The organism is Paraburkholderia sp. BR14320 (assembly GCF_040948665.1).
Taxonomy (GTDB): domain Bacteria; phylum Pseudomonadota; class Gammaproteobacteria; order Burkholderiales; family Burkholderiaceae; genus Paraburkholderia; species Paraburkholderia youngii.
This window is the reverse complement of sequence record NZ_JBFPKG010000001.1, coordinates 348,051-370,997: the sequence shown is the minus strand read 5'-3', so window position 1 is coordinate 370,997 and position 22,947 is coordinate 348,051. Positions and strand designations below refer to the sequence as shown.

Annotated in this window: 21 protein-coding genes and 1 pseudogene; 6 read left to right on the top strand and 16 right to left on the bottom strand. The window is 62.0% G+C overall.

Annotated features, from left to right (window positions below; translation table 11 throughout):
• The first annotated feature begins 235 nt into the window (after positions 1-235).
• On the top strand, positions 236-1,321 hold the full coding sequence (locus AB3X89_RS01755; RefSeq protein ID WP_368581691.1) for an IS630 family transposase: 1,086 nt from the start codon (positions 236-238) through the stop codon (positions 1,319-1,321).
• A gap of 113 nt (positions 1,322-1,434) precedes the next feature.
• Here AB3X89_RS01755 and AB3X89_RS01750 read toward each other — a convergent pair whose 3' ends face one another.
• The gene (locus AB3X89_RS01750; protein WP_368581517.1) at positions 1,435-2,379 is read right to left on the bottom strand and encodes a LysR family transcriptional regulator; all 945 of its coding nucleotides are present in this window, start codon (positions 2,377-2,379) and stop codon (positions 1,435-1,437) included.
• A 153-nt stretch (positions 2,380-2,532) separates the two neighbouring features.
• Between AB3X89_RS01750 and AB3X89_RS01745 the strand changes: the two genes are divergently transcribed.
• A complete protein-coding gene (locus tag AB3X89_RS01745; RefSeq protein WP_368581516.1) occupies positions 2,533-3,597 on the top strand; it encodes an Ldh family oxidoreductase in 1,065 nt (354 codons plus the stop codon).
• 48 nt (positions 3,598-3,645) lie between these two features.
• Here AB3X89_RS01745 and AB3X89_RS01740 read toward each other — a convergent pair whose 3' ends face one another.
• The 15 genes and pseudogenes from AB3X89_RS01740 to AB3X89_RS01670 all read right to left on the bottom strand — a co-directional run bounded on the left by AB3X89_RS01740 (position 3,646) and on the right by AB3X89_RS01670 (position 19,455).
• A complete protein-coding gene (locus tag AB3X89_RS01740; RefSeq protein WP_368581690.1) occupies positions 3,646-4,998 on the bottom strand; it encodes an MFS transporter in 1,353 nt (450 codons plus the stop codon).
• Between the two features lie 481 nt (positions 4,999-5,479).
• Positions 5,480-6,190: a DsbA family oxidoreductase gene (locus AB3X89_RS01735; protein WP_368581515.1), complete on the bottom strand. Its 711-nt coding sequence runs from the start codon at positions 6,188-6,190 to the stop codon at positions 5,480-5,482.
• 362 nt (positions 6,191-6,552) lie between these two features.
• Complete coding sequence (locus AB3X89_RS01730; RefSeq protein ID WP_368581514.1) at positions 6,553-6,894, bottom strand: BON domain-containing protein; 342 nt, start codon at positions 6,892-6,894, stop codon at positions 6,553-6,555.
• A 189-nt stretch (positions 6,895-7,083) separates the two neighbouring features.
• Positions 7,084-8,424: a citrate synthase gene (gene gltA, locus AB3X89_RS01725; protein ID WP_368581513.1), complete on the bottom strand. Its 1,341-nt coding sequence runs from the start codon at positions 8,422-8,424 to the stop codon at positions 7,084-7,086.
• A gap of 125 nt (positions 8,425-8,549) precedes the next feature.
• Positions 8,550-9,389 (bottom strand): annotated as a pseudogene (locus tag AB3X89_RS01720) (3-hydroxybutyryl-CoA dehydrogenase); the annotation flags it as partial.
• A 24-nt stretch (positions 9,390-9,413) separates the two neighbouring features.
• A complete protein-coding gene (locus AB3X89_RS01715) occupies positions 9,414-10,607 on the bottom strand; it encodes an acetyl-CoA C-acyltransferase family protein (protein ID WP_368581512.1) in 1,194 nt (397 codons plus the stop codon).
• Positions 10,608-10,645: 38 nt separating this feature from the next.
• Entirely contained in the window at positions 10,646-11,878 is a 1,233-nt protein-coding gene (locus tag AB3X89_RS01710) for an acyl-CoA dehydrogenase family protein (protein ID WP_368581511.1), read from the bottom strand.
• An 81-nt stretch (positions 11,879-11,959) separates the two neighbouring features.
• Complete coding sequence (locus AB3X89_RS01705) at positions 11,960-12,724, bottom strand: SDR family oxidoreductase (RefSeq protein WP_368581510.1); 765 nt, start codon at positions 12,722-12,724, stop codon at positions 11,960-11,962.
• 77 nt (positions 12,725-12,801) lie between these two features.
• Positions 12,802-13,833 carry a phosphotransferase gene (locus AB3X89_RS01700; RefSeq protein ID WP_368581509.1) on the bottom strand — a complete coding sequence of 344 codons (1,032 nt, stop codon included), beginning with the start codon at positions 13,831-13,833 and terminating at the stop codon, positions 12,802-12,804.
• Positions 13,834-13,852: 19 nt separating this feature from the next.
• Positions 13,853-14,527, bottom strand: coding sequence for a histidine phosphatase family protein (locus tag AB3X89_RS01695; RefSeq protein ID WP_368581508.1), 675 nt, complete (start codon positions 14,525-14,527; stop codon positions 13,853-13,855).
• 21 nt (positions 14,528-14,548) lie between these two features.
• A complete protein-coding gene (locus AB3X89_RS01690) occupies positions 14,549-16,000 on the bottom strand; it encodes an NAD(P)(+) transhydrogenase (Re/Si-specific) subunit beta (RefSeq protein ID WP_368581689.1) in 1,452 nt (483 codons plus the stop codon).
• Between the two features lie 14 nt (positions 16,001-16,014).
• Positions 16,015-16,341, bottom strand: coding sequence for an NAD(P) transhydrogenase subunit alpha (locus AB3X89_RS01685; protein ID WP_368581507.1), 327 nt, complete (start codon positions 16,339-16,341; stop codon positions 16,015-16,017).
• Positions 16,342-16,351: 10 nt separating this feature from the next.
• The gene (locus AB3X89_RS01680) at positions 16,352-17,497 is read right to left on the bottom strand and encodes a Re/Si-specific NAD(P)(+) transhydrogenase subunit alpha (protein ID WP_368581506.1); all 1,146 of its coding nucleotides are present in this window, start codon (positions 17,495-17,497) and stop codon (positions 16,352-16,354) included.
• Between the two features lie 163 nt (positions 17,498-17,660).
• Entirely contained in the window at positions 17,661-18,455 is a 795-nt protein-coding gene (locus tag AB3X89_RS01675; protein WP_368581505.1) for a TauD/TfdA dioxygenase family protein, read from the bottom strand.
• 28 nt (positions 18,456-18,483) lie between these two features.
• Positions 18,484-19,455 carry a zinc-binding dehydrogenase gene (locus AB3X89_RS01670; protein ID WP_368581504.1) on the bottom strand — a complete coding sequence of 324 codons (972 nt, stop codon included), beginning with the start codon at positions 19,453-19,455 and terminating at the stop codon, positions 18,484-18,486.
• A 298-nt stretch (positions 19,456-19,753) separates the two neighbouring features.
• Between AB3X89_RS01670 and AB3X89_RS01665 the strand changes: the two genes are divergently transcribed.
• Genes AB3X89_RS01665 through AB3X89_RS01650 form a run of 4 tightly spaced genes read left to right on the top strand, consistent with a single transcriptional unit; the run spans position 19,754 to position 22,921 of the window.
• Positions 19,754-20,044 (top strand): UxaA family hydrolase, encoded by a 291-nt coding sequence (locus tag AB3X89_RS01665; protein WP_368581503.1) that lies wholly within the window; start codon positions 19,754-19,756, stop codon positions 20,042-20,044.
• A gap of 4 nt (positions 20,045-20,048) precedes the next feature.
• On the top strand, positions 20,049-21,203 hold the full coding sequence (locus AB3X89_RS01660) for a UxaA family hydrolase (RefSeq protein WP_368581502.1): 1,155 nt from the start codon (positions 20,049-20,051) through the stop codon (positions 21,201-21,203).
• Positions 21,204-21,209: 6 nt separating this feature from the next.
• Positions 21,210-21,914, top strand: coding sequence for a GntR family transcriptional regulator (locus tag AB3X89_RS01655; RefSeq protein ID WP_368581501.1), 705 nt, complete (start codon positions 21,210-21,212; stop codon positions 21,912-21,914).
• Entirely contained in the window at positions 21,911-22,921 is a 1,011-nt protein-coding gene (locus tag AB3X89_RS01650) for an Ldh family oxidoreductase (protein ID WP_368581500.1), read from the top strand. The genes AB3X89_RS01655 and AB3X89_RS01650 overlap by 4 nt, the downstream gene beginning before the upstream one ends.
• Positions 22,922-22,947 lie beyond the last annotated feature (26 nt).

The window sequence follows — 22,947 nt, the reverse complement described above, 5'->3', positions numbered from 1 at the left end:
ACAACGGTCGTTGGATCGAGTTAATGAGCGCGCCCATCTGATACGTGACGAAGGTGGGTTCAGATGGCAACCGGTACGCCGAAAACCGAGGCAGCGGTCCACCTCGCCGACTTCGCGAGCGTGAAGCCGAACTGCGTCGTACACCAGGCAGCTAGTGTAGTGTTCGATTCTTGATGGAGCTTAAATGAATTGTGTCGCTCCAATGCTCTACTTCGGTTCGGATTGGAGAGAGCAATTGCGGGTCGCCCCGGTTGTTGTGTTGAGCGAGGAGCAGGAAGCAGAGTTGACCAAGCTCGCTTGTTCCAGACTGACGAGTGTGCGTCTGTCGCAGCGTGCACGAATTGTTCTGCTGGCCGCCCAAGGCCTACAGAACAAGGACATCGCTGAGCAACTGGGCATTGGTCGCGTGCAGGTTTCGCGATGGCGCGAGCGCTATGTTGAGTCTGGCCTTGAGGGCATCGAACGCGACTTGCCGCGCGGCGCCCCGCCGTTGAAGGTAGACGTTCAAAAGCTGGTTGAACTGACCACGCAAAGCAAGCCCCAGGCAGCCACGCACTGGAGCACGCGCAAGATGGCTGCCGAGCTGGGCGTCAGCGCCAGCACCGTGATGCGGCATTGGCAAGCCAATGGGCTGAAACCGCACATCGTTCGAGGCTTCAAGGTATCGCGCGACCCAAAATTCCTTGAGAAGCTCGAAGACATCGTGGGCCTGTACATGTCTCCGCCCGAGCACGCCCTGGTGCTGTGCTGCGACGAGAAGAGTCAGGTACAGGCGCTGGACAGGACGCAACCTGGCTTACCTCTGAAAAAGGGGCGTGCGCAGACGATGACTCACGACTACAAGCGCCACGGCACGACCACGCTGTTTGCAGCGCTCAACGTGCTCGACGGGCAAGTGATCGGCCAATGCCAGCAGCGACACACCCATGCCGAGTGGCTGAAGTTCTTGCGCCAGATTGATCGCCAAACGCCCAAGGGCAAGACGCTGCACCTGATTGCCGACAACTACGCCACGCACAAGCACCCGGCGGTACAGGAGTGGCTGGCCAGGCGCCCGAGGTTCAACATGCACTTCACACCGACCTCGGCGTCGTGGCTGAACATGGTCGAGCGGTTCTTCCGAGACATCTCTGAGAACCGGTTGCGTCGCGGCGTGTTCACCAGCGTGCCCGAACTCGTGACCGCCATCGACGAATTCGTCGCCCATCACAACACCAACCCCAAGCCGTTCATCTGGACCAAGACCGCGCGCGACATCCTGCAGAAGGTCATTCGAGCCAACTCGCGCTTAAGTTCCAAACAGAACGGAACACTGCACTAGATGCTGAGACCGTGACACCCGAGGTCTACCAGCAAGCACATGAAGATAATGCCGACACTGTGCCTGGTTACGCAATTGGGAAACGTACTCTCACGACCGTCACGTTGACCAACCTAGCATTGCGCGGCGATTGCGAAGAGGATGGCAACGAATTCGTTCACCGCTTGCGAAGCAGCTTCGTCTTTTCGTGTAATGACGCTGTAGTTCGACATTGTCCGCCGTATCGGCACGTCCAGATAACCTAGAAGGCCATGCTTGACGTACCTGTCCATCGCTGCCTTTGGTTGAAGGGAGATCATGTCGGTGGCCTGCAGCAACTCTAGCGTCGAAAAAATCGAGGGGGTTTCCACGATGCCCACAGGCGCGACCATGGCAGCCGCCGCGAACGTCTCTTCGAACAGCTGCCGCATGGCTGTGCCTTGCGGATACAAGATCCACGGCCACTCGCCCAGGTCGGCGATCCCGATGCGCCGCTGCTTTAGCAACGGATGATGCTGCCCGACGACCACACGCGCCGGCTCCGCCAATAAATCGACCACATTGAAAAGCGCTTCATGTCGTGGCTCTGTCGGGCGCCCAATCATCACATCTAGTCGCCTTTCCTCAAGCCATGTCGCGAGTTGATCGCTACTTTGCTCGACCAGCTTGATGACGAGTCTCGGGCGTCGGCGCTGGATCTCCTTGATGGCGGTGGTGACGAGTTGTGCGGCGGAAGCCGGAATGAAGCCGACCGTGAGATGACCATAGCCGCCATTCTTCAATGTCGCGAACTCGCTCGAAAACTTGCCCAGATCGGACAGCGTCGTGCTCGCATAGCGCACGGACAGCGTACCGAGATCGGTCGGCCGCATTTCGCGCGGTAGCCGGTCGAACAGCGACGCACCAAACATCGCCTCCAGGTCGCTCAGGATCTTCGTGGCGGCCGGCTGCGTGACGTGCATCTGCTCAGCCGCGATACGGAGGTTGCGGCTACGCCCGAGCAGTTCAAGCAACTGGAGATGCCTGAAGCGCAGCTTTGTCAGCAGTTGGGTAACGGAGAGGGTGCAATCTTGCGGCATAGGGTAAACACAGACAAACTCATAACCAGATGGAATTGATTTTACTCAATTCGCAATTGGACGCTTATCAAAAGCTCAAACGACAATCCGAAGCGCGTCGGGCATTTCCGACCCGGCAATCTTCGAACAATCACCCTCACTGACCCAATCACGATGAATACATCAGTCCGCTACTCCGCCGATGAACTGCAAGACTTCGCACAGCGTCTGCTGGTCAGGGTCGGAATGGAGGACGTCAAAGCGCGCACAGTCGCTCGTACGCTCGTAGACGGTGACTTGATGGGACACGACACGCACGGCCTTGCGTTGCTGCCCGCATATATCCGTGAGATCGAAAACGCGACGATGACCTGCTACGGCGAGCCCGAGGTCGTTTCAGACCGGGGCGGCAGCGTGTTGTGGGATGGTCGGCGTCTTCCGGGCCCGTGGCTGGTTGTCAGTGGCATCGAAACGCTGGCGCCGCGGGCGAGGAAGTATGGCAGCGCGACGTTGGTGATTCGGCGAAGCCACCACATCGCATGCCTTGCCAGTTATCTGGAGAACGCCACTGCCGAAGGATTCATGATCTTGCTCAGCAGTTCCGACCCGGCGGTGCAAAGCGTGGCCCCTCACGGCGGCACGCGGTCCGTATTTACACCTAATCCGATCGCGGCGGGCATTCCGACCTCGGGCACGCCGTTTCTGATCGATATCTCCTCGTCGACCGTGACGAACGGCATGACCGCGCGCCAACATAAAGCGGGACAATTCTTCGAGGAAGCATGCTTTCTCGATGCGGACGGGCAGCCCAGCCGAGATCCCGGCGTGCTCTCCGCTGAGCCCCCGGGATCCATCTTACCGATTGGCGGCATGACGTGGGGGCATAAGGGCTTCGGGCTGGCGTTGTTGATCGAGGCGCTGACGGGAGGCCTGGCAGGCCACGGTCGAGCCGATCCTGCCGATGGATGGGGCGCCACCGTGTTTCTGTCGCTATACGATCCGGCGGCTTTTGGCGGTCTCGGAGCGTTCGCGCGGCAGATGGACTGGCTCGGCGATGCATGCAGAGATAATCCGCCGCGCCCCGGAACGGCAGGTGTGCGGATGCCGGGAGATCGCGGACTCAGCCTCAAGCGCGAGCAACTGCGCGATGGAGTGGCACTGCACCCGACGATCGCCCCGGCGCTTGAGGCCTGCGCGCAGCGCTATGAAATCCGGCTTCCTGCCGCACTACCTGACTGATTAGAGCGAGAGCCCCAGACCCTCGCCCGCGGTAGCGTCGTTTTGCCGTTACACATCACGGGTAAGCGCGGCCGGCGGTATTGGGCCGCGTACGAGTAGCCAATAGCCGATCACCGCGACAGCGGCAACACCCGCCCCTACGAACAGCGCGGGCTGGAACGAGTGTGTTTGCTGCACGATGAAGCCCGTGACCACAGGTGCCAGCGCGCCCCCGAAGTAGCCCCCGAAATTCTGCATGGCGCCGATGGACGCGGTGCAATTGGCGGGCGCAGCAACGGACGCCGTCGCCCAGGCCGCACTGCTCGAGACATACAGCAGCAACATCGAGATCGAGATGAACACGACCGCCAGCGTTGCGCTGTGCGTGAGACCGGTCAGTGCCGTGAACACGGCGACACCGGCAAGCGAGGCCGCCATCGGGTACTTCCGGCTGTTGATTGCCGATACCCCTCGCCGCGCGAGCACATCGCAAATCTTTCCGCCAGAGAGGCTGCCCACCACGCCAAAGAGATAGGGAACCGCAGCCACCCATCCCGACTTCGCAATAGTCAGGTGAAGTTCCATTTGCAGATACGTCGGCAACCACGCGTTGTAAAGCCATAAGACGTAGATCGTGCCGAAGAATCCAAGCAGCATGCCCCACGTGGTGCCGAACTCGAACAGACGGCGCCACTCGCGCCATGTCGGACGGCTCTGGGCTTCCCCATCGACGTCGGATAGATGCGCGCGCTCCCGCGGCGTCAAGTCGACGTGATGCGGGTCGCGATGCACGAGGAAAAAACACAGTGCAACGAGGAGGCCCGCGATTCCCATGATGCCGAACATCCATCGCCATCCCACGGTCAACATTAAGACCGTCAGCAAAGGCGCCGATATTGCAGTGCCAAGCGTCGACGAACTGTTCCAGATGCCGGTCGCGGCGCCGCGCTCTTTTTTGCCGAACCAGTCGCGAACGACTTTGGCCGCCGTTGGAAACTGCGGTGCCTCCCCTATTCCCAGCACCATGCGAGCGGTGAAGAACTGGCCGAAGCTGTTCACGACGCCGCCGAACGCTTGCGCCACCGACCATGTCGCCAGGCTGACGGTTAACATGACGCGCGCGCCGAAGCGATCGACCAGCGCGCCCGCTGGCAGTTGCGCAAACGCATAAGCCCAGAGAAACGCCGAAAGCAGCAGGCCCATTTCCGCGACCGAGAGTCCAAGATCGTGCCGGATCAGCGGGTTCGCGATGGACAGCGTTGCGCGATCGATATAGTTGATGACCCCGCTCAGGAGGAGCAAAACAAGCGCGGTACGCTGAATTCGCCGCACCCTTGGCGAAGCCTGGTCGTTGGAAGCGATGTTCTGAGCGCCACTAGCGCCCGACTCCGGCACACGCGGCGCCGTAGAGGATTGCTCCATAAGGTAAGTCTCCTGGATGTTTTGTTCTATCGGCGAGGCCGTTTTTCGATCCGAACGCACGCATTGCGGCATTGGACTGACGCACGATATGTCCGCATCCGTTGGAAATCCAATCAAAATTCGTCGAAAAGCAATTCCATTTGTTTATCGCGAACCAGGGGCAAACCCGAGTCGTCGCCGGCGGCCGGAACGCTATGAGCTGGCACCGCCCAGGTCATTGCGGTCCGCCTCGTTCGGGCCGTCGCCTGTGAGGCATGCATGGATGAATTCGGCATGAAGCCGCTCCCGGTCGGCCGCCGTCAGGTGGTGCTCGAAGACATCGAGCGCGGTGCCCGGGAGCTTGTCCGCCGCAAGCGCGCGCCGCGTGCAGCGTCGCGATGGCCCGCCCCGCTATCCGCACTTTCATGACGGATAACTCCGGCCTTTTTGCGGTCCACGCAGACGGGATCAAAACGTATGCGCGCGACGTTGCCGTACGACTTCAATTCGCGACGGCAAGCGTCATGGCACTTGCCAACGCCATTGGCGAATAGACGCCCGACAGCGAGTAGTGCGTGTTGAACACGAAATGCGGCACGCCGCTCACCTTCGCGTCGCCGAACGAGCATCGCTGGCCGGCGAGCTCCGCGGCACGCTTTGACGCCGTCAGGTGTGCCGTCAGACTCGTGTACTCGAGGCCGAATTCGAGGCCAAGGCGCGCGAGGACCTCGCTGTCGCCAACGTTCTCGCCTTCCATGAAGTAGGCGGTGAGAATCCGGTCGATCAATTCCGTCGTCTGCACGCCGGTTCCACGGCTCGCCGCGAAGGTCACAAGTTCGTGCGCAGCGGCGGTGTTCGGCATCACCTCGATGCGGTCGAAGGCGAATTTGATGCCCGCGTCATCGCCTGCTCGCTGCACCTGCGCACGCCTCGCCGCCACGGCTTCCGCACTCCCAAGACGATCGCGATAGAACGCCTGGTAGGGCAAACCCTCGACAGGCATGCCGGGCAGCAACTGGTGAGAACGCCACTGCACCGATACGCGCACATCGGGCCGCGAGCTTTCGAAACGCGAAACGGCCACATCCAGATTGCGCTTGCCGATCAGACACCAGGGGCAAACGAAGTCGAAGAACGTTTCGATCTTGAGGACGGATCGCTCGCCTCTTTCACTGCAGGCTTGCTGATTCAGGTTTTTGTCAGAAGAGGTCATCGAGGAGTATCCTCGCGATCGGCGTGGCCCAGCAGGCTGGTCCGTGTGAAACACAAAATCATTTCGTATGGTTTCCCAAGCTCGTTAGTACCGCGCGGTCGCTGCAAGAACGGGCCACGCGGGCGCCTATGAAATGATAAGGCAATCCCGCGATGCGCTTTGATGATCAGGCGCCATGGTTTTAGGTTTTCGCGCCAACCGGCGTTAACCCCGAAGCATCACAAATTGCCGGCAATCGTTGCGTATGGCCTGGCCGCTATCTCGTCTGAAGTCGGCAATCGTCTTGACGTCCTAGTGCCGTGCGACTGCCGGTCAAGGGTGGTGTGCGCCAATGCACACGGACACGTTCACCCTCGGACCTGCTACTGCCCTGGCGGGCGGATGGAAACCGTGTTTTTCACGGAACTGACTCCGGCGACTCCCTTGGCAACCTCGCCAGCCCTATCGATCATCGTAGCGTCTGGCACGGTACCCGCGAGCGTGACCGCGCCATTGTTCGCCCGCACATTGATGTTGCTGATGTTCAGGTTTTTCGTCCTGGACAGAGCGCGGCGGACCTCCCTGGCGAGCGCTCGATTGGCCTGCTTTGCCGACTTGGCGCTCGATGCCGCCGTGCCGGCGTCGCTTGCCTGTGCGAAGACATTTGCGGTCGCCGCTAGTGCGAGCACACCGGCCGCAGCGACAAGAAGCTTTTTCCCTAGCATAGTTCTCTCCTGTTGACGCCAAATGGGTTGGCGCACAACGGCGGCCAACCGATCAGCGTCCTGACCGACGCTTCCTCTATCGAGGCCAGAATGTCAGTGCGCCGGTTCCATCTCACGACGCTGCACTCAAAGATTCGTTGCGGCCGAGCGGCTTGCCGCTTGCCAGCACATCGCACGCACATCCTGGCGTTACTCACTCTCACCCGGTTGCCGCATTTGATCACCTGCCCGAGCTTCGCCGCACTGGCCAACCACACGCCTACCCTCGCCGACGAACAGCTGACGCGGACGACCAATCTTCTGCTCAGGATCGGCGATCATTTCGTTCCACTGCGCGATCCAGCCGACCGTGCGTGCCATCGCGAAGATACACGTGAACATCGACGTCGGAATGCCCAGCGCGCGCTGCACGATACCCGAGTAGAAGTCGACGTTCGGGTACAGCTTGCGCGACACGAAGTATTCGTCTTCGAGCGCGATCTTTTCGAGTTCCATCGCGAGCTTGAACAGCGGGTCGTCGTGCAGGCCCAGTTCTTCGAGCACTTCGTGGCAGGTTTCGCGCATCAGCTTCGCGCGCGGGTCGTAGTTCTTGTACACGCGGTGGCCGAAGCCCATCAGCTTCACGCCCGAGTTCTTGTCCTTCACCTGCTTGATGAACTCGGGAATGTTGTCGACCGAGCCGATTTCTTCCAGCATGTTCAGCGCGGCTTCGTTCGCGCCGCCGTGCGCCGGGCCCCACAGACATGCGATACCGGCCGCGATACACGCGAACGGATTCGCACCCGACGAACCGGCGAGACGCACGGTCGACGTCGACGCGTTCTGCTCGTGGTCCGCGTGCAGGATCAGGATACGGTCGAGCGCGCGCACCAGCACGTCGTTGACCACATATTCTTCGCACGGGTTCGAGAACATCATGCGCATGAAGTTCGCGCTGTACGACAGGTCGTTCTTCGGATAAACGAACGGCTGGCCGATGCTGTACTTGTACGCCATCGCGACCAGCGTGGGCAGCTTCGCGATCATGCGGATTGCCGACACTTCGCGGTGACGCGGGTTATTGATGTCGAGCGAGTCGTGATAGAACGCCGAGAGCGCGCCGACCGCGGCAACCAGAATCGCCATCGGGTGCGCGTCCCGACGGAAGCCGCGGAAGAAGAACTGCATCTGCTCGTGCACCATCGTGTGCTGCTTGACGGTGTTCTCGAACTCGGCTTTCTGCTGCGCGTTCGGCAGTTCGCCCTTCAGCAGCAGGTAGCAGGTTTCGAGGAAGTCGGCGTTCTGCGCGAGGTTGTCGATCGGATAGCCGCGGTACAGCAGCTCGCCCTTGTCGCCGTCGATATACGTGATTTCGGAGTTGCACGCCGCCGTCGACATGAAGCCCGGGTCGTACGTGAATTTGCCGGTCTGGCCGTACAGTTTGCGAATGTCGATGACATCCGGGCCAATCGTGCCCTTGTAAATCGGCATTTCAACGCTCGGCGAGTTATCGCTGAACGATAGTGTGGCTTTGATCGTGGACTGCTTCATATTAGCGAACTCCATAAGAATGCAAAAAGCCATCAATTCATGACTTCTTCTACGTCCGGCCGCACCGAGTCGTTCGGGTCGCTGACGAGACGCGAACGTCGTTCCGGGGGCGACGAGTCGTACTGGAACACGCCGCGACCGGTCTTTCGACCGAGCCGTCCGGCACGAACCAGTTCTCTCAGAAGCGGACATGCGCGGTACTTCGGATCGCCGATGTCGCTGTGAAGGACATCCATCACCGAAAGACACACGTCGAGCCCCACGAGATCCGCGAGCGCAAGCGGACCAATCGGATGGTTGGCGCCGAGCCGCATTCCGGCATCGATTTCCTCCGCGGTCGCCACGCCCTCCGCGAGTACGAAAAAGGCTTCGTTGATCATCGGAACGAGAATTCGATTGACGGCGAAACCCGGCGAATTTTTGACTCGAAACGCGGTCTTGCCGAGACGTCGCGTCAGCTCGACGACAGCTTCAGCGGCCGCTGCGCTGCTTTGCAGACCGCAGATGATCTCGACGAGCTGCATGGTCGGCACCGGATTGAAGAAATGCATCCCGACGAGCCGTGAAGGATCCGCTAGCGATGCGGCCAGCGTCGTGATCGATATCGAAGAGGTGTTCGTGGCGATAACGGCCTTCTCGTTGGCGACCGATTCGATTCGCTTCAGAATGCCGAGCTTGATTTCGACGTTTTCCGTGACCGCCTCGATAACCAGATCGCTGTTCGCGAGCCGCTCATAGTCGGTCGATATCTGGATGCGCGCGAGAGCGGCTTCTCGCGCTGCGTGGTCTAGCTTCTCATTGCTGACCAGCCGCTCCAGGCCAGCTTTGATTGCGGCAAGACCTTTTTCCAGCGCGGCTTCGGTTACGTCGATGACCACGACCTCCAGGCCGGCAACGGCGGCCACCTGGGCGATACCGCTGCCCATCGCACCTGCACCGATCACGCTGATCGTTTCGATTGACATGTTGTTCCCCTGCGATCGACGAGCCTAGGCGCGCCGAAGATTCTCGAATATCGCCGCAATCCCCTGCCCGCCTCCAATACACATGGTCACGAGCGCATAGCGTCCATTGATCCGTTCGAGCTCATGCAGGGCTTTGACTGTGATCAGCGCACCGGTGGCGCCGATCGGATGGCCGAGCGAGATGCCCGACCCATTGGGATTGACTTTCTGCGGATCCAGTTCGAGCATCCGCGTCACCGCACACGCCTGTGCCGCGAACGCCTCGTTCGACTCGATCACATCGAGATCCGACGCATGCAGCCCCGCGCGCTTCAACGCAGCGAGCGTCGCGGGCACGGGACCGATGCCCATGTACTGCGGATCCACTCCCGCGTGCGCGTATGAAACGAGGCGCGCGAGCGGGCTGATCCCGCGCGTGCTGGCGGTTTGGGCGTCCATCATCAGAAGCGCCGCTGCCGCGTCGTTGATGCCCGAGGCATTGCCTGCCGTCACGGTGCCGCCTTCCTTGACGAACGCGGGACGCAAACCGGCAAGCTCGTCATATCCGAGGTCGGCGCGCACGTGCTCGTCGGTATCGAACACCGTGGTTTGCCCTTTGACCGTTTTCTTCAACGCGGCGATCTGATCTGCGAAACGTCCCTCCGCGATGGCCCGCGCCGCGCGCCGATGCGACTCCAGCGCGAGCTCATCCTGCTGCTCTCGCGTGATGCCGTACTTGCGCGCGACATTCTCGGCGGTGATGCCCATGTGAATCGAATGAAACGGGTCGTGCAACGCACCGAGCATCATGTCGACGAGGCGGCTGTCGCCCATCCGCGCGCCAAAACGAGCATCTGTCGCGAGATAAGGCGCGCGACTCATATTCTCCGCACCACCGCCGAGCGTGACCTCGGCGTCACCGAGCAGAATCGCCTGAGCAGCGCAAATGACCGCTTCCAGTCCCGAGCCGCACAGACGGTTCACCGTCATTGCCGGCGTCTCCTCGGAGACGCCGGCATCCAGCGCCGCGACCCGGGCCAGATAGAGATCCCTTGGCTCGGTGGCGATCACGTTGCCGAACACCACACGGCCAACGTCCTGGCCCTGCACGCCTGCGCGCGCCAGCACCTCGCGTGCGACGAATGCGCCGAGCGCGGTGGGCGGCTGATCCCTGAGACTACCGCCGAACTTTCCAATCGCGGTGCGCACACCGCCGACAACCACCACTTCCCTTTGCATGCCCGACTCCTGAGATCAGAACTGTTTTACAGCGCCCGTCAACCGCGGTCTCGTCGAGAATGCCGCTGGAGTTCGAGCCGGGCGATCGCGTTGCGATGCACTTCGTCCGGGCCGTCCGCCAGCCGAAGCGTGCGCTGGTTCGCCCACGCATAGGCCAGCGGGAAATCGTCCGATACCCCCGCGGCGCCGTGCAACTGGATCGCCCAGTCCAAGACCTTCAGCGCCACGTTCGGCGCGACGACCTTGATCATCGCGATTTCGGCTCGCGCCGCCTTGTTGCCGACCGTGTCCATCAGCCACGCCGCTTTCAGCGTGAGCAGGCGCGCCATTTCGATCTCACAGCGCGCTTCGGCGATGCGCTCCTGCGTCACGCCTTGCTCGGCCAGCGGCTTGCCGAACGCCACGCGGCTGAGACTGCGTTCGCACATCAATTCGAGCGCACGTTCGGCGGCGCCGATGCTGCGCATGCAGTGGTGAATGCGGCCCGGCCCGAGCCGGCCTTGTGCAATCTCGAAGCCGCGGCCCTCGCCGAGCAGCAGATTCGCCACGGGCACGCGCACATCCTTCAGTTCGACTTCCATATGGCCGTGAGGCGCATCGTCGTATCCGAACACGGGCAGATAGCGCTTGACCGTAATACCGGGCGCATCGGCCGGCACCACGATCATCGACTGTTGCTGATGACGCTCCGCGTCCGGATCGGTCTTGCCCATCACGATGTAGACCTTGCAACGCGGGTCTCCGGCGCCCGACGACCACCACTTGGTCCCGTTGATCACGTAGTGATCGCCGTCGCGCTCGATGCGGCAGCAGATGTTCGTCGCATCCGACGAGGCGACTGCAGGCTCCGTCATCAGAAACGCAGACCGAATCTCGCCGCGCAACAGCGGTTCCAGCCAGCGGTCCTTCAATGCCTCGCTCGCGTAACGCTCGAGCGTTTCCATATTCCCCGTGTCCGGTGCGGAGCAGTTGAACACTTCGGGCGACCAGGGGACGCGCCCCATGATTTCGCACAGCGGCGCGTATTCGAGGTTCGAAAGACCTTCCGGCGCGCGTGGCGAGCGCGGCAGGAACAGATTCCAAAGTCCGGCCTTGCGTGCGAGCGGCTTCAGTTCCTCGATAATGCGCGTCGGAATCCACGCGTTGCCGGCTTGCCGATTGGCCTGAATCTCGGCCTGGTACCGGTGCTCATTCGGATAGATATGAGTCTCGAAGAAATCGAGCAGCTGCGATTGCAGCTCTCGGACCTTCGGTGTGTAATCGAATTGCATCGTGTCTCCTTTCGCTCGCCTGCCGCGTCAAAACCGTGCACCGATCCGGTCGCGACGATATAGCGGCGGCGACTCCTTTCACTAGATGGTCAGCCCGCCGTCCACGACCAGGCATTCCCCATTGGTGTAGCTCGCGGCATCGGACACGAGATACAGCACCGCGCCGGCAAGCTCGCGCGGCTCAGCGTGGCGACGAAGCGGGATCTTTTTCATCCACTCTTCGTAGATCGACGGGGTCTCGAACAGCGCGCTGGCGAACTTCGTCCGCGTCAGGCCGGGAAGCAGCGCATTGACGCGAATCCCGAATGGGCCGCACTCCTTGGCGAACGCCCTCGTCATGTTGACGACCGCCGCCTTGCTGATCGAATAGATGCCCTGCATATCGCCCGGCTGCAGCGCATTCACCGAAGCGGTGTTGACGATGGCGCCGCCGCCATGCTCGCGCATCAATCGGCCGGCTTCCACGGACATGAAGAAATAGCCGCGAATGTTCACTTCAACGGTCTTGTCGTATGCCGCGAGATCGGTATCGAGGATGTGCCCGAAATACGGGTTGGCCGCCGCATTGTTCACGAGTATGTCGAGGCGCCCATGGTGCGTGCGAATGTAGTCGAACGTTCTTGCGATGTCCTCCATGCGGCCCACGTGGCAGGCCAGCGCTTCGGCGTTGCCGCCCTCGCGGCGGATCTTCTCCGCGACGGCCAGACACTCTTCCAGCTTGCGGCTAGACACGATCACGTGCGCGCCCTGCTCCGCCAGCAACCGGGCGATTTCTTCACCGATGCCTCGGCTGGCCCCCGTGACGAGCGCGATTTTTCCGCTCAGATCGAAAAGTTTGGTGCTCATGCTGCTCCGTACTCCTGTCGATGATTCATGTTCGTTGGGGCGTCACCCGTTTGCGCAGTGCGCTCCTCCGCAGCCTGTCAGCTTTGCTCTTCCAGCGCGCTCACTGCCATCTGCGCGAGTTGTTCCACCATTTCGCCGACTGCGCCCGCGTTGGCATGCGAAGCGTTGCCCTCCATCGCACGTTTCTTGACGCCCTGTGCGATGGCGGCGAGGCGGAAAAAGCTGACCGCGAGATAGAAGGACCAGCCGTAGATTCCCGGAATGCCGCGCAATTCGCAGTACCGCGCGACGATCGCCTTCTCGTCCGGAATACCCAGCGCAGCCCGGTTCATTCCTTGAAGGCCCGCGACCGGCCCATTGGCGGGAAGCCGCAGACACATGCAGAAGTAAGCGAGGTCGGCAAGCGGATTGCCCAGCGTCGATAATTCCCAATCGAGCATGGCCTTGATCCGGCACTCCTGCGAATCGAAGATCAGGTTGTCGACGCGGAAATCGCCGTGCACGAGCGAGCGGGTTCCGTCGTCGGCTGGGCAATGAAGCGGCAGCCATGCGATCAGCTTCTCCATCGCGTCGATACGGCTCGTCTCCGACGCCCGGTACTGCCTCGTCCACAGATTGATCTGACGCTCGAAGTAATTGCCGGCCCGGCCATAGTCGGACAGGCCGACCGTATCGACGTCCACGTCGTGCAAGGTCGCCATCGCGCGCACGATTGCGTCGTAATACTCGCCTCGCTGGTCACGCGAAATCTCCGGGAATGCGGGATTCCAAAAAATGCGTCCCTCCTCGAAGCTCATCACGTAGAACATCGTGCCGATCACATCGCGATCCGTGCACAGGTGATATGCGCGCGCGACCGGCACGTCCGTTTTCGTCAATGCCTCGAGCACGCGGAACTCGCGATCCACCGCATGCGCCGACTTCAGCAGCGGGCCGCCGGGCTGGCGGCGCAACACGTAGTTGCCGCTGGCCGCCTTCAGCAGGAAGGTCGGATTCGACTGACCGCCCGCGAACTTCTGCGCACTGACCGGCCCGTTGAACCCTTCGATCGTCCGCTCGAGATACGGGGCAAGTGTTCCCACATCTATTTGCATGGCGTCGTTCGTCATCGTTTCACCCTGTTCTCAATTAACCAAAAGTCTGGAAGCGGCGCCGGTCTGCGTGATCGAGGTGCGGATCGCTGTTGAAGCTGGCGAGGTGAAACGCATCCCGATTGAAGAAGAACCGGCAAAAGCTGCTGTTGCGGATCTGCAGATTCAGCGCAATCGCGGCGTCGGCCGGCGCCTGCAGCGCCTGTTGCGCGATGGCCGCCATCACACCGCCCGAGGTCACCACCAGCACCCGCTCAGCCGGGCTCTGCTGGATCGCCTGCCTCGCCGCTTCGACGCGATGCTGAAACTCCCGCCATGTCTCCGGAATCGGACCGCGGATCAAATCCTTCGACCACAGTTGCAGCACCCGCTTCAGGCTCCGGTAGAACTCTTGCCGGGAAGCACCGCGCCACGCCTTCAAATCCTGATGTGAGTCATCCAGTCCGTCGAAGAGCGCCTGAAAGTTGTACTCGTCCAAGCCGGCATGCTGCTCGACCGGCCCGAACGAACGACCCATGCCGCGACAGATTGCGTCGAGTGTCTGTCTGTGGCGGCGCATGCCGCCCGTCATCACGCGGTCGAAGTTCAGATCGAGCTGCGCGAAGTATTCGCCGAGCCAGACCCCCTGACGCTCGCCGACCTCGGACAGCACGTCGTAGTCACTCGCGCCAAAGGATGCCTGGCCGTGACGCACGAGATAAAGTTCTGCCATGAGTTTTCCTCGTCCGATCCGTCACGCCGCGGCCTTGACCATGTCCTCGATCACCTTCTTCGCATCGCCAAAGACCATCATGGTCTTGTCCATGTAGAAGAGATCGTTGTCGAGCCCGGCGTAGCCGGCCGCCATCGAGCGCTTGTTGACGATCACCGTGCGCGCCTTGTACGCCTCGATGATTGGCATGCCCGCGATCGGCGACTTCGGGTCATTCTTTGCTGCCGGATTCACCACGTCGTTCGCGCCGAGCACGAGCACCACGTCGACCTGGCCGAATTCGCCATTGATGTCCTCCATCTCATGGACCATGTCGTACGGCACTTCGGCTTCGGCGAGCAGCACGTTCATATGGCCCGGCATGCGGCCCGCCACCGGGTGAATCGCGTACTTCACCTCGATGCCCTTCTCGACCAGCTTGTCGGTCAGTTCCTTCAGCGCATGCTGCGCGCGCGCCACGGCCAGCCCGTAGCCCGGCACGATCACCACCGATTCCGCGTTGCCGAGCATGAACGACGCGTCATCGGCCGAACCCGATTTCACGGGACGCTGCTCCGTCGCGCCGCCCGCCGCCGTGCCCGGTTCGGCGCCGAAGCCGCCGAGGATCACGTTGAAGAACGAGCGGTTCATCGCGCGGCACATGATGTACGACAGAATCGCACCGGAAGAGCCCACCAGCGAGCCCGCGATGATCAGCATCGCGTTGTTCAGCGAAAAGCCGATGCCCGCCGCCGCCCAGCCCGAATAGGAGTTCAGCATCGACACCACGACCGGCATATCTGCGCCTCCGATCGGAATGATGATCAGCACACCCAGCGCAAACGCGATGGCTGTCATGGCGATGAACGGCAGCCACGACTGCGTGAGGAAGAACATCACGCCGAAGCCGATCATCGCCAGCGCGAGCACGAGATTGATCAGGTGCTGGCCCGGATAGACGACGGGTGCGCCTTGAAACAGGCGGAATTTGTATTTGCCCGACAGCTTGCCGAACGCAATCACCGAGCCGCTAAAAGTGATCGCGCCGACGAACGTGCCGATGAACAGTTCGATCCGGTTGCCGTAGGGGATGAAGCCCGCATGCGGCGCGTCCTGGACACCAAGTCCGAATGCCGCGGGTTCCGACACGACCGCGTACGCGATGCACACGGCGGCCACGCCGATCAGCGAGTGCATCGCGGCGACGAGCTCCGGCATCTTCGTCATCTCCACCCGCGCGGCGACGAACGCACCGACCGCGCCGCCGATGACTAACGCGGCAAACAGAAGCGCCAGTCCCAAAGCAAGGTTGGAGCCGAGCGATGCGGCCTGTTTCGCGATCAGCGCGACGGTCGTCAGAATGGCGATCGCCATGCCAGCCATACCGAATGCATTGCCGGCGCGTGCGCTTTTCGGGTTGGAGAGCCCCTTCAACGCCTGAATGAAGCAGACAGACGCGAGCAGATAAAAGAGCGTGACGACGTTCGCGCTCACGAAATCAAAGGACGTCATACGGCCTCCTTGCCGCCAGTGGCCAGTTTCTTCGGTTCCTTCTTCCTGAACATTTCGAGCATGCGTCTCGTGACGAGAAAGCCGCCGAACACGTTCACCGCGGCGAGCCCGACGGCGACCGTGCCGAAGAACTTGCCCGCGCCGCCGAGCGTGAGGCCCGCGGCAATCATCGCCCCGACGATCACGATCGCGGAGATCGCATTCGTGACTGCCATCAGCGGCGTATGCAGCGCCGGCGTCACGTTCCAGACGACGTGGGAGCCGACATAAATCGCCAGCACGAAGATGATCAGGTTGATCACCGTGTGATTGATAACTTCCATTGCGCTCCCCTCATCCGTTGCGCTTGACCACGCCTTCGTGCGTGAGCAGGGTTGCCGCGACGATGTCGTCCGCGAGATCGATATTGAGCGTGCCGTCTTTCGTGACGATCAGCTTCAGGAAGTCGACAAGGTTCCTCGCGTAGAGCGAGGACGCATCGGTCGGCACCATCGCCGCCAGGTTCGTGTAGCCGACGATCTTCACGCCGTTCTCCGTGACGACGACCTTGTCGGTCTCGGTGAGCGGACAGTTGCCGCCTCGATGTCCGCCGATGGCCGGCCCGCGTCCCGCGGCAAGATCGACGATGACGGAGCCCGTCTTCATCGCCTGCACCGTTTCGGACGAGATCAAGGTCGGCGCGTCGCGCCCGGGAATCAGCGCCGTCGTGATCACGATATCGGCCTGTTTCGCCTTTTCGTGCACGAGCGCCGTCTGGCGTTGCAGCCAGCTCGCCGGCATCGGCCGCGCATAGCCGCCCGTGCCTGCCGCAGCCTCGCGCTCTTCGTCGGTCTCGTAGGGCACGTTGAGAAACTTCGCGCCGAGCGATTCGATCTGCTCTTTCACTGCGGGGCGCACGTCCGACGCTTCGATGACCGCGCCGAGGCGCTTGGCCGTCGCAATCGCCTGAAGTCCCGCGACGCCTGCACCGAGCACCAGCACCCGTGCGGCTTTCACCGTGCCCGCGGCTGTCATCAGCATCGGCATGAAGCGCGGATAGTGCTCCGCCGCGACGAGGACCGCCTTGTAGCCCGCGATGTTCGCCTGCGACGACAGCACGTCGAGGCTTTGCGCGCGCGTCGTGCGGGGCGCGGCTTCGAGCGCGAACGCAGTCAGTCCCGCGTCGGCAAGACGGCGGGCGTTGTCGGTATTGAACGGGTCGAGCATGCCCGCCAGCACCGAGCCGCGCTTCATCAGCGACAGTTCGGAATCAGTCGGCGATGCGACTTTCAGCACGATTTGCGCGCCGAAGGCCGCCGCCGCATCCCCGATCTGCGCGCCCGCTTTGCGGTAAGCGTCGTCCGTGTAGTGCGCGCATTCACCGGCACCCGACTCGACGGTCACGCTGCGTCCTTGCGACACGAGCATCTTGACCGTCTCAGGCGTTGCCGCGACGAGCGATTTTTGACCCCGCGACTCGGCGGGCACTCCAATCTGCATTTCAGACCTCACCTTGCGCTTACCTGCGCCGATAGTCTCTGTGGTTCACCTGACGATGCGGTCTTCGCGCGCCGGGAACGGCGCGCGATATGCCGCACGTCTCATCATTCGACGTCCGAAATAAATTGATGTCGAAAGCGCATTCGTTCTGCATCGGCTCCTGTCAGACCGGCACTTCGCCCTCGAGCGTGATGCGGTTGAGCACGCGTTCAGCCTCGCCGTAGTCGTGCACCGCGTAGTGCATGGTGCAGCGGTTGTCCCACATGACGACGTCGCCTTCCTGCCACATATGGCGGTATACGTTGTCCGGCGTGGTCGAGTGTTCGTACAGGAAGTCGAGCAACGGGCGGCTTTCGGCGACGGTCATCCCTTCGATCTGCTGGGCGGTCTCACGGTGGCCGACGTAGAGGGCCTTGCGGCGCGTCTCCGGATGCGTGCGCACGATCGGGTGGACCGCCTCGGGAATCTTGTCGATCCCTCGCATTCTGGCCAGTCGCAGCCCCGTGAACCGCGCACGCAGACCTTCGAGCATGCGCTGCATGGTCGGAGACAAGCGCTCGTACGAAAGGTATTGATTGCACCACATCGTGTCGCCGCCGTGCGGTACCACGACTGCCGACAGGATCGAGATCTTCGGCGGCACCGGCGTATAGATCGAATCGGAGTGCCACGCCTCGGTCGACGCCGTTTCCTTCGGAATCTTGGTTACCTGAATGAGTCCCGGGAAACCCGGCACGCTCGGATCGAGCGGATTGTTTTGCGCAGGCTTGCCCCAGAGTTTGGCGAACTCGACGTGAGCCGAAGGCTGCAGCCGCTGGCCGCGAAACACGAGCACACCGTAGTCGAGAAACGCGCGATGCAGCACTTCGAAGTTCGTCACGTCGACCGGTTCGTTGAGGTTGATGCCTTCGACGCGCGCGCCCACCGAACCGGTGAGCGGAGTGATCTGGATACCCATGAATATCTCCTTTTCCTCTGCTTGAGGTTTAGTTTGTGGTGAGGACAATCTTGCCGATATGTTGATCGAGCAGCATGTAGGCATGTGCTTCGCCGATCGCATCCATTGCGAAGGTGCGATCGATCGGCAGGCCGATGCGGCCCGCTGCGAGATGGGGCAGCAAGTCGCGCGCGCATGCCTCGATGCACTGCAGCCGCTCCTCCTCGGTACGGGTGCGGAACGTCACGCCAATCAGCTTCAAACGCTTGAGCCAGAGCTGGCTCAGATCGATCTGAGCGGTGGCCGAGCCGAGTCGGGCGATGTTGACGAGCCGACCCTTGACCGCGAGGCTTTGCATGTTCGCCTCGAAGACCGGTCCGCCCACGGTGTCGATGATCAGATCGACCCCTCGCTTGTCGGTGGCGGCCATCACCACATCGAGCTGTGATTGGTGCGACGAGTCGATGCCTACGTCGACGCCGAATTCGGCCAGCCGATCGAGCTTCGCGGCCGAGCGCGATTGGGCCATCACGGGCCTGGCACCCCATACGGACGCGATCTGAATCGCCGCCATCGCAACGCCGCCCGAGGCGCCGTTGATCAGCACCGACTCGCCTGCGCGCAGTTCCCCATTGGTGATCACGGCGTCGTGCGCGGTGATGAACACGTTCGGGAAAGCCGCCGCTTCGATCCAGGAAAGCCCTTCCGGCACCGCCATCAAGGCCCGGGGATCAGAGAGCACGTACTCGGCCTGGCAACCCTTGCCGTGTCCCATCACGCGATCGCCCTCGCGCCAGCCGCTGACGCCCTCTCCGACTGCCGCCACTTCCCCGGCAAATTCGACGCCCGCGGTGATCGTATTGCCCGAGCGCAGGTCGCGAGCCTGATTGATCTCGCCACGATTCAGGCCGGCCGCGCGCACCCTGACCAGAACCTGTCCCGCGCCAACGACCGGGACCGGGATGTCTTGCACCTCCACGATGCCGCCCGACGGGGCCGGTATTACACGCACTGCTTTCATCGACGTCGTCTCCTTTGAAGAACTCGTTCTGTCTGGTCCGCTTTGCGACCCGCTAGCGCTTTTTTCCGACGAATATTCGCGCCTCGTTGACGCAGTCGGCGGATTTCTTTCGTTGAGTCAAAGATAGTCGCGCCCCCTTCGAGTGTCAACAACTTATATATAGGACCATGGAAAATACCTATATAGGACTTCGCGAACTCGACCTATTCTGTTTCCACGGATTCGCGCAATTTCAAACGCGATTCGCTGGATCCACCGGTCCTACGCTAGTTCATAGATCTATATAGGAGTTTAACCAATGCCTCGCGCCATCGTGCTTCATGCCACCGACAACGTGGCAACACTGCTGGACCCCGGACAGGAAGGGGAAACCTGCGTCCTGCAGGGAGAAGTAACCGGTCAGGTGACCCTGACGCAGGACGTCCCCTTTGGCCACAAAGTCTGCATCGCACCGACTATGGAAGGCGCCAAGGTACTCAAGTACGGCCAGGTCATCGGTACTGCTCGCCGCGCGCTCCGGGTTGGCGAGCACACCCATGTTCATAACGTCGATTCCACCCGCGCTCGCGGTGATCTGAAAACGAGGTAACTACGTGATGAAAACATTCCTTGGCTATCGACGCGAAAACGGCGCCGTTGGCGTACGCAACTGGGTCGCGGTGATTTCCGTCATGGATAACTGCAATCCCGTTACGCGCACGATCAGTGAGGCGGTCGAAGGCACGATCCCGGTCACGACGCTGTTCGTGCGCGGGCAGTTCGGCGCGGATCTCGATTTCGCCTATGAATCGCTGGCCGGTCTCGGGCGCAACCCGAATATCGCAAGCGTCCTGCTGGTGGGACTGGAAGAATCGTCCACCGAAGAAGTGGCGTCCCGTATCCGCGCCACCGGGAAAGCGGTCGAAACGGTGCATCTGCAGCCGAACGGCACCATCGCCTGCATTGCGGAAGGCACACGCAAGGCGATGCGCCTTTCGATTGCCGCATCCCGCTTGCGCCGCGAGCCGTGTCCTGTTTCCGAACTGGTCGTGGGCGTCGAGTGCGGTGGGTCCGATACGACTTCCGGACTGAGCTGCAACCCGACGATCGGCCGGATGGCCGACCAGATCATCGCTGAGGGCGGCACGGTCATCATTTCGGAGACCTCGGAGTTCATCGGCGCCGAGCATCTGTTCGCTGCACGGGCCATCGACGAAACGGTCAAGGCGGCCTTCGTCTCCGCGGTTCGCAACATGGAGCAAGGCGCGATCGACCGGGGCGTCGATATGCGCGAATCGCAGCCGTCGCCCGACAACAAGAAAGGCGGCTTGACGACGGTCGAGGAAAAGGCGCTCGGCGCGATGGCGAAGGCAGGCTCGAGCCCCCTCGTCGGCGTGCTGCGATACGGCGAAGCTCCTCGCCGCAAGGGTCTGCACTTCATGGATGCCCCTGCGGCGGCGGTCGAAAACCTCACAGCGCTTGCCGCGGGTGGTTGTCAGCTTACGTTCTTCGGCACTGGCGTCGGCAATCCGATCGGCAACATGGTTGCGCCGACGGTGAAGGTGTGCGGAAACATCAATACCGTCAGGACGATGCGCGACAACATCGATTTCGATGCGAGCGGCGTGCTCGAACAGGCCATGAAGATTTCCGATATCGGTGACCGGCTGTACGAATACGCGCTGGACGTCGCGTCTGGCACCTGCCTCGCGAGCGAAGTGCTCGATGTCCGCGAAACAGCGGTCAGCCGTTTCGAACGCAGCCTCTGAAGCAAGATGACAAAACTGTCCATGGTGTCGGATGCCATCATCCGCGATATCGAATCGGGGTCATTGCGCGAGGGTGATCGCCTTCCTTCCGAAGGCGAGCTGGCGGCACGGCACCATGTAAGCGTCGGCACGATCCAGAAGGCGCTCACCCAGCTCTCGCACTCCGGACTCATCACGCGCGAGCAGGGTCGCGGCACCTTCGTGTCGGGCACGCGCGTGGCTCCCGCGGACGTTCGCTACCTGCGCTTTCGCGGCGCAGACGGCAACGATCTGCCTTGCTATGTCCACGCGCGCTCCGTCAAGCGCACGACACGCAAGGGGCCGTGGTCGGAGTTTCTGGGCGGCGACGGCTTCGTGCGAATCGAGCGCATGATCAACGTCGGGGGGCGGTTCGACCTCTATAGCGAATTCTGGCTGCGAGAGGAAGACTTCGCGGAGCTGGGTGGCCTCGACCGCTCCGCACTCGAAAAAAACCTCCGCGAACTCGTGGGTCAACGGCTTTCGCTGCCCACCTTGCGCGTGGACCAGTGGATCCGATTTGGCGAACTGCCCTCGGCCGTCGCACAGGAACTGATGATCGCAACCGGCCAGGCAGGCTTAATCAAGGAATTGCGCGGCTACACACTGCGCAATCGGCCGCTCTACTACCAGTCCGTCTATGCCGGGCCGTTTCAGGAGCGTCTTGTCATCGAGCGGGAGAACGGGCAATGAGTACGCATTGGTCACCTGACACCATCGGGCATTGGACCGCGCGGATTTTCGAAACCTGCGGCGTACCACGGGATCACGCCGCGGAAGCTGCGTCGATCCTCGTTCGCAGCGAGCTGCGGGGTTACAAGACGCATGGCATGACGCGCCTTTCGTCCTACGTGAACCGGCTGAAGAACAGGGAGTTCAATCCGAAGCCCACGATGTCGCATCGGGCTTTCCCGGGCGGCATCGTGCTGAACGCCGACGGCGCAATGGGACAGATTGCCGGCCCTCACGCCGTGCGCCTTGCGCTCGAAGCGCTGAACACGAGCGCCTCCGTGCTCGTCGTGATGCAGTCGTGCGGCCATCTCGGTGCGCTCGGCATCCACACGCTGCTGGCCGCCGAAGCAGGCGCCTTCAGCATGATGGGGCAGCACACGCCGCCGGCGCTCGCGCTCGAAGGCTTTCGCGGCCCGGCGATCGGACACAACCCGATCTCCTTCGGCTGCCCTTTGCCGGGACAAGCGCCGATCGTCTTCGACGTGGCCTGCAGCGTGGCGGCGCGCGGCCACATTCTGCTCGCCGCCCGCGAAGGCAAGTCCATTCCCGAAGGCTGGGCGCTCGACTCACAAGGCCGGCCCACCACGGATCCGCAGTGCGCGCTCGAAGGCTCGCTGATGCCGATGAGCGGACACAAGGGCATGGGCATCGCGATGATGGTCGAGTGCCTGGCGGGCGCGCTTGCCGCTACCGCGGGTTCACTCAACTCGCCGCGCGGCGATGCGATGCAGGACGCGTTCCTCTGGCTCGTGCGTCCCGAATCCTATACGGGGCGTGAGGCCTTCGACGAGTACATGCGCCAGTGGACCGAGACCTACGTGACAGCAGGCGGCGACGCCCGGCTGCCGGGTGCGCGTGGCGACGTGCTCGAGCGCGAAGCCCGCGAACGCGGCATGACGCTGCCCACCGCCATCGCCGACGAACTGGCCGCACTTGGCGAGCAGCTTGGCGTGCGCTTTCCTGCGTAATCGCCCTGCCCCTGACAACATCAATT